Annotated in this window: 2 protein-coding genes, 1 pseudogene and 1 riboswitch; of the genes and pseudogenes, 2 read left to right on the forward strand and 1 reads right to left on the reverse strand. The window is 77.0% G+C overall.

What is annotated here, in order from left to right; translation table 11 throughout:
• Window positions 1-532, forward strand: a pseudogene (locus tag SACPADRAFT_RS25985) (hypothetical protein); the annotation flags it as partial.
• Here the strand turns inward: SACPADRAFT_RS25985 and thiE are convergent.
• Window positions 502-1,227 carry a thiamine phosphate synthase gene (gene thiE / locus SACPADRAFT_RS25990; RefSeq protein ID WP_051442401.1) on the reverse strand — a complete coding sequence of 242 codons (726 nt, stop codon included), beginning with the start codon at window positions 1,225-1,227 and terminating at the stop codon, window positions 502-504. The pseudogene SACPADRAFT_RS25985 and the gene thiE overlap by 31 nt on opposite strands.
• A 36-nt stretch (window positions 1,228-1,263) precedes the next feature.
• A riboswitch (TPP riboswitch) is annotated at window positions 1,264-1,370 on the forward strand.
• On the opposite strand from thiE, the gene SACPADRAFT_RS0206685 reads away from it, so the two are divergent.
• Window positions 1,366-1,587: FAD-dependent oxidoreductase (locus SACPADRAFT_RS0206685; protein ID WP_007027550.1), on the forward strand; the 222-nt coding region annotated here is incomplete at its 3' end. It overlaps the preceding riboswitch by 5 nt.

Raw genomic sequence — 1,587 nt, forward strand, 5'->3', positions numbered from 1 at the left:
GGGCGGCGGTCGGGGCCCGCGGTCCGGGCGGTCGGGCCCGGCGTGGTGGAAGCGCCGGGCCCCGGTGCTGGTGGCGACCAGCGCCGTCGCGTTCGTGATCGGGATTCTCGCCGTCACCGGGTACGAGGAGGCGACCGGGCGTGCGCTGTCCGGTGACGACGGCACGAGTGTCGGTGGCCTGTTCCGGGACCGGGGACCGGAGCCCGCCCCCGGATCGCCCGGAACCGACCACGACGGGCCGGACACCGGCGTCGACGACGGTTCCGACGGTTCCGACGGTTCGGACGGCCCGGACAGCGCCCCGGAGGGCGACCGGGACGGTCCCGACATGCCCGCACCGACCGCCACCCCGGATTCCGGGACCGGCGATCCGGGCGGATCCTCGGACGGCACCGGCACGCCCACGGAGAGCGACACCCCGGCGCCGACCTCGGGGCCGTCCGCCACGGCGGAACCGGAACCGACCGGAGGCGGGGACCAGCCCGGTGCGGACGGGTCCGTTCAGGAAGCCGACGACCCGGCCGGGGGGTGACCGTCCGGCCGCCCGTCGTCGGAGCCTTCGGCCAGGCCCGTGCGCAGCGCCCGGGCGGCCGCGGCCGGGTCGTCGGCCCCGGTCACGGCACGGACCACGACGGCCCGCCGGGCACCCGCCCGGACCACCTCCGGCAGCCGCGCCAGGTCGATCCCGCCGATCGCGAACCACGGGCGGGTGGTCTCCACCGAGTTCGCCACGGTGCGCACCAGGTCGAGACCGGGTGCGGTGCGGCCCGGCTTGGTCGGGGTCGGCCAGCACGGGCCCACACAGAAGTAGTCCACCCCTCCTTCGGCCGCCGCCGCGCGGGCCTGCTCGGGGGAGTGGGTGGACCGCCCGATGACCGGCGCGTCCCCCAGGATCCGCCGGGCCACCGGGACCGGGAGGTCGTCCTGGCCCAGGTGCAGGACGTCGGCCCCGACGGCGAGCGCGAGGTCGGCGCGGTCGTTGACCGACAGCAACGCGCCGTGCCGCGCGCACACCTCGGCCAGTGTCTCCAGCGCGCGGATCTCCTGGGCCGCCTCCAGCGGTACGCCGTCGGTCTTGTGCCGGAGCTGGATGATGTCGACACCGCCGGACAGTGCGGCGTCGGCGAACTCCGCGAGGTCGCCGGAGTCGGGGCGGGCGTCGGTACACAGGTAGAGGCGGGCGTCGGCGAGGCGACGCCGGATCCGGTCACCGTCGAGGGCGGGCATGGTGGTCACCGTAATACCTCGCGCGGGGTAGGCTGGGGGCGTCCGCACGGGAGCCCGCGCACACGGGCTGAGAGGGAGCCGACGCTCCGACCGTGGAACCTGATCCGGGTCATACCGGCGCAGGGAGCGTGATCGTCGATGACCGGCACGAGTGCCCCGACCGGGGGCGCTAACCCGACCGGGTGCGGTGCCCCGCCGCGCGAGGTCGCCGTCGTCGGGGCGGGCGTGATCGGGCTCGCCGTCGCCTGGCGGGTCGCCGAGGCGGGCCACCGGGTCACCGTGTTCGACCCGCACCCGGCCCGCGGTGCGTCCTGGGTGGCGGGCGGCATGCTCGCCCCCGTCGCCGAGGCCTGGCCGGGC

The sequence above is a fragment of the Saccharomonospora iraqiensis subsp. paurometabolica YIM 90007 genome (assembly GCF_000231035.2).
GTDB classification, from domain to species: Bacteria; Actinomycetota; Actinomycetes; order Mycobacteriales; family Pseudonocardiaceae; genus Saccharomonospora; species Saccharomonospora paurometabolica.